General features: G+C 72.0%; 6 protein-coding genes. 3 read left to right on the top strand and 3 right to left on the bottom strand.

Annotated features, from left to right (window positions below):
• Nucleotides 1-71 precede the first annotated feature (71 nt).
• On the top strand, nucleotides 72-821 hold the full coding sequence (locus tag VR44_RS25070; protein WP_045949855.1) for a ZIP family metal transporter: 750 nt from the start codon (nucleotides 72-74) through the stop codon (nucleotides 819-821).
• Nucleotides 822-1,343: 522 nt separating this feature from the next.
• Here VR44_RS25070 and VR44_RS25065 read toward each other — a convergent pair.
• The 3 genes from VR44_RS25065 to VR44_RS25055 all read right to left on the bottom strand — a co-directional run bounded on the left by VR44_RS25065 (nucleotide 1,344) and on the right by VR44_RS25055 (nucleotide 2,846).
• Nucleotides 1,344-1,748, bottom strand: a complete 405-nt coding sequence (locus tag VR44_RS25065; RefSeq protein WP_045949854.1) for an ATP-binding protein — start codon at nucleotides 1,746-1,748, stop codon at nucleotides 1,344-1,346.
• A gap of 93 nt (nucleotides 1,749-1,841) precedes the next feature.
• Complete coding sequence (locus tag VR44_RS25060; protein ID WP_045949853.1) at nucleotides 1,842-2,192, bottom strand: STAS domain-containing protein; 351 nt, start codon at nucleotides 2,190-2,192, stop codon at nucleotides 1,842-1,844.
• A 159-nt stretch (nucleotides 2,193-2,351) separates the two neighbouring features.
• Nucleotides 2,352-2,846 carry a DUF6098 family protein gene (locus VR44_RS25055; protein WP_045949856.1) on the bottom strand — a complete coding sequence of 165 codons (495 nt, stop codon included), beginning with the start codon at nucleotides 2,844-2,846 and terminating at the stop codon, nucleotides 2,352-2,354.
• A 327-nt stretch (nucleotides 2,847-3,173) separates the two neighbouring features.
• Here VR44_RS25055 and VR44_RS45270 point away from each other — a divergent pair, with 327 nt between their 5' ends.
• Together VR44_RS45270 and VR44_RS25040 are read left to right on the top strand one after the other, a co-directional pair.
• Nucleotides 3,174-3,527: an STAS domain-containing protein gene (locus tag VR44_RS45270; protein WP_045949852.1), complete on the top strand. Its 354-nt coding sequence runs from the start codon at nucleotides 3,174-3,176 to the stop codon at nucleotides 3,525-3,527.
• 905 nt (nucleotides 3,528-4,432) lie between these two features.
• Nucleotides 4,433-4,634 (top strand): DUF2071 domain-containing protein (locus tag VR44_RS25040; protein WP_045949850.1); only part of this gene is annotated, 202 nt, incomplete at its 3' end.

Below are 4,634 nucleotides of genomic sequence, written 5' to 3'. Positions count from 1 at the left end.
ACACCAAGCCGTTGCAGCCCGGCTTGGCGGGTACATGCGCGGCATCTGACGACAACGGGAGAGGAGATCCTGTGGTGGGAGCGCTGGTTGCGGGTGGGTGGGGGCTGTTCGCGGGCGCGGCGTTGCTGATCGGCGCCGCCATCGGCTCGTTCGTGCGGGTCCCGCCCCGCTGGATCGCGCTCGTCATGGCGTTCGGCAGCGGCGTGCTGCTGTCCGCGGTGTCCTTCGAGTTGATCGCCGAGGCGTACGAGCGCTCCGGCATCGGCCCCGTCGTCTGGGGCGCGGCCGGCGGGGCCGCGGTTTACTCGGGTGTGAACGCGCTGCTGGCGAGGCGCGGGGCTCAGCACCGCAAGCGCTCCGGGCAGGAGCAGCCGTCGGAGTCCGAGGCGCCCGGTTCGGGCAACGCCATCGCGCTCGGCGCGCTGCTCGACGGGGTGCCAGAGTCCGTGGTGATCGGCACCAGTCTCCTGGGAGGGAGCCACGTGGGCACTGCCACGGTGGCGGCGGTGTTCATCAGCAACCTCCCCGAGGGCCTGGCCAGCGCCGCCGGCATGCGTAGCGCCGGCCGCACCCGGCGCTACGTCTTCGCCCTGTGGGGCGGCATCGCACTGATCAGCGGACTGGCGGCACTCGCCGGGTACGCGCTGCTCGGCGGGGCCTCCGAGGCGGTGATGGCGGTGATCACGGCCGTGGCGGGCGGGGCGATCCTCGCCATGATCGCGGACACGATGATCCCCGAGGCGTACAGCAAGGTGCACCTGCTGACGGGACTGGTCACCGTGGCCGGATTCCTGTCCGCATTCGCGCTGGCCCACCTCTAGAGGGCAGCTGCGCGTCGCCCTCGGCACCCCGGCTTCCTCGCCTGCCGACGGAGGGCCCCTGCCCGCGGCCGGGTCTACGACCCGGCCGCGGGTGGTTGCCGTTTCACGCTCCTGAGGCGGGCGTGGTGTCCCTGCATGAGCTTCGCGCGCCCCAACCCTCGGGCCGTACCCGGCGGGCCCGGTCCCCTCGAAGCTCCGGGCGCTGTCAGCTGTGGCGCTCGCTTGCACGCTGGGGATACAACGACGCGAGCTGGTTCCAGCACCGCTCGAGGTACGCGTCGGCAGCCGGCCACATGCGCGCAGGAGGGCGGGAGGGGAGGCGTATCCGGTGAACGATCCCAGCTCGGTGCCCCGTGCGTGGAGGCGGAAATGGGCTCCGCAGGCAGTGGTCCCGCCGCTCAGCGTTAGGCGCAGTGTGGGACGCGACCAGGATCATGGCCGCGGTGGCGTGGACTGTGGTGTTGTCGCCGAGTCCTCGGCACCCCGGTCGAACACGGGCGCGGTGCGGCGTCGGCTGGGGGCTCAGCGGAGTGGGGCCGACAGGTCGGCCCAGACGGTCTTGCCGTCGCGTTCGGGCCGGGTTCCCCAGCGCAGGGTGAGGCTGTTGATGATGAACAGGCCGTGGCCGCCGGTGGACTCCGGCCGGTGGCGCGGGGGGCGGGGTGGGATGCGGCTGGGATCGGTGACGGCGATCCGCAGGACGCCGTCGTGGTGGTCGAGGGTGAGGCGGAGGATGCCGCCGGCGTGCCGGGTGGCGTTCGACAGGAGTTCCGCGGCGATCAGGACCGCGTCCGCGTCGTGGGCGGACAAATGCCAGTCGGTCAGTTTCTGCCGGACCCAGGCGATCCAGGCTCCGAATTCGGCCGTGTCCCGGGTCGGGCCGGGGACGAGCTCGCAGTGGCGTGTGGCGGAGGGCGGAACCTCCATGGCGACCAGTCCCCTCGGTGGCGTCGCCGTCCGTGGCCCTGGCTCCTGCCCACCCGTTCCCGCCCCATACCCCTGCGGCGGTCACAGACCGTGTCAGTGGGCCGCTTCCCGCATGGTGGAGTGGATGGAGAACGTACCGGCCGCTACTCCTGTCAGGTCCAGTACGCGCCGCACCGACGCACTGGGGGAGATCAGGGCCAGCGGCACCTCGCGGGTGCGGGCCGTCTCCCTCAGGGTGAGGAGGAGGTTCAGGCCGGCGGCGGTGAACAGCTCCTCCGCGCCGAGGTCGACCGCGAGCAGAGCCGGCCTCGCGGCCAGCGCCCCTTCCAGTGCCCGGCGGCCCGGCTCCCGCGTGCCGTCGTGGAGGTCCCCGGACAGCACGCAGACCACGGTGTTCCCCTCCCGCACGGTGTCGGCCTTGAACTCTGCCGCCGGGCCGGGCACCTCCGCTCCCGAGACGCTGCCCTCACGCCATACGCGTTGCGGGGGCTTCCGCGGGGGGCCGTTGTTTTGGCGCCTGGTGAAACCGGGAGCGACGGTGACACGTTCTGGGTCGTGCAGCGCGGCCACGACCCGGTCGTCGCACGTTTTTGTCCGTCATCTTCAGCCGGCCTCCCCCGGCCGCCGTCGTGTATGCCAACGGCGGGGAGTCCGGTCCAGGGGGCCCCAGCCGCCCGGCTGGTCCTCGATCTCGCGGGTTGCCTCGTCGATCACCGCCTGGTGCACCCATCCGACCGGACGCACGCCGGTGACCAAAGGCTCGTTGTCCGGGCCTCTGCCGACTTCCGTGCCGAGCAGCAGCCAGGGACGTACCCTGCGGTCCTTGGTTCGCGGCAGGTGGGCGTAGTCGTACAGGCGTCGCGCGACCCACAGACGCAGCGATCGCTCGCCCCACCACGGCTCGACGTCCAGGGCGCTCGCCGACAGTCCGGGCATCGCGATCCCGGTCAGGTCGTCGCGGCTGCTGACCGAGGGCAGATCGGCGGCAGGGCCCAGCGACCAGCGCACGTACACGCCGGTCCGGTCGGCGACCAGGCCGGTCAGTTCATCGAGCGAGCCGACCTGCGGCATGGGTGTCGAAAGGCTGTCCTCGTGCATGACCAGCTCTTGCCCCATCCGGGGACGAACACGCGGCGGCAGGTCCGGCCCGGCCTCTGCCCGGCCTGCCGCTGACGTGGCGCCCACCGGAGGCGGCGGGGCCGGACTCCCGACGTCGGCACTGGGGTGGCGTCCGAGGACAGGAGCATGCTGCCCAGACCCGGGTGCGCAACGGCCGCCGCAACCTCTACGAGGTCACGCCCGGGACCCTCTTCCGCCACCCCGCCGAGGGCGGCCCCGAGGTCGCGGACCTCCTGCACCTGCTGGCCGGCCTGGCCCCGCGGGCCGAGCCGACCGGACAGCCCTCCCCGGACGAGGGAGAAGGCCATGACCACTCGGCCCGCACACGTCGCCGTGGTCGTCGAACCAGGCCCCGAGCGGGTCCTGGCCCAGGTGAGCGGCGAGATCGACATGGACCAGGCTCCCGCCCTGCGTCAGGAGCTCACGGCGGCCCTCGCAGCCAGCCGCGCCGGGCTCGACATCGACATGGCCGGCGTCACCTTCTGCGACAGCTCAGGGCTGCACGCCCTGCTGGATGTGGACCAGCTCGCCATGCAGGCCGGGAAGACCCTCGCCCTGACCGCGCTCAGGCCCCCCGTGGCCCGCCTGCTGCACATGTCCGGGGTCGAACGCGTGCTCACCGTCCGCGCCCAGGTCCGGTGGGTGAAGCACCGCCGCTAGGGACCGACCGTGCACCTCACCCCCGTCGGCCGGCTCAACGAGACCACCCGAGGGTCCCTGGACGAGGTACAGGCCGCCCTCAAGGACGTCGACGTCGTGGCCTGCGACATCCAGGAGCTGACCTTCCTCGCCCTGACAGGCCTGAACGCGCTGATCGCGCGCTGGCTGAACGCGAAAGGGATCGCGCTCTTCACCTACAACTGGCAGCCCCGGCCGCGCGGGGACGGGGGGCCGGTCGCCGTTGAAGTCTCTCGCCGTCCCTTGCCCCGGTCGGGCGGGCATCGGTTCCGCCCCCGCACCGCCCGGGCGCGGCGCCCGGGAGATCTACGTGTGCAGGCGGACAACACCGCCGCGTCATGGTCAGGGCTGCGGGAGCCCTACGCCCCGCACCGCTTTCGATGCTTTGTCCCAATTCCGATTAATGCCGCTTTAGGGGGTAGGTGGCGGTTAAACATCCCTGTCCAGGAGGTCAGCATGGCGTCCACGCATCACGTCCCCATCGCGCCGCACCCCGACCTGCTGGAGCTGCGCACCCGCCATGACCGGGCCGCGACCACCCCGCGGGCCCAGATGATCGAGGCCATGGCTCTGATACCGGGATCTACCTCACGGCATCGCCCTGGGCCGTCGCGGGCGATGTCGCCCACACACGCTCCATCACCAGCAACCTCATCACCGGCGCCCGCGACCACACCCACCACCCCCGTCACACCACCCAGCCCGCCGGCCGGACCCGCCCCACCATGCCCGACAACCGCTGACCAGTTGCGGTAGGAGACGCGAGGACCCGCGTGCGCGACCCTGCGGCGTCTGGGTGGGGGGACGGACGGCAGGACAGGGCCCTCGACCAGAAAGGGACTTCCGTGAGGAGCTCGCGCAGGGGAGCTGCTGCTCCTGTCGTCCGGGTGCCGGTGCTGTCGATGGGCTGGAGGCGGCAGGCCTTCTTGCACTGGCCCTACCGCCCCCATGACGTACAGGCCCTCCTGCCACCCGGGCTCCAAGCTGATCTGTTCGAGGGACGCGCCTGGGTGAGCCTGACACCGTTCGTCATGTCGACCGTCCGCGTGTGCGGGATGCCCATGATCCCGGACACCTTCCCCGAAACCA

The sequence above is a fragment of the Streptomyces katrae genome, from assembly GCF_000966975.1.
Lineage (GTDB): Bacteria > Actinomycetota > Actinomycetes > Streptomycetales > Streptomycetaceae > Streptomyces > Streptomyces katrae.
This window is presented reverse-complemented; position numbering and strand designations above follow the sequence as displayed.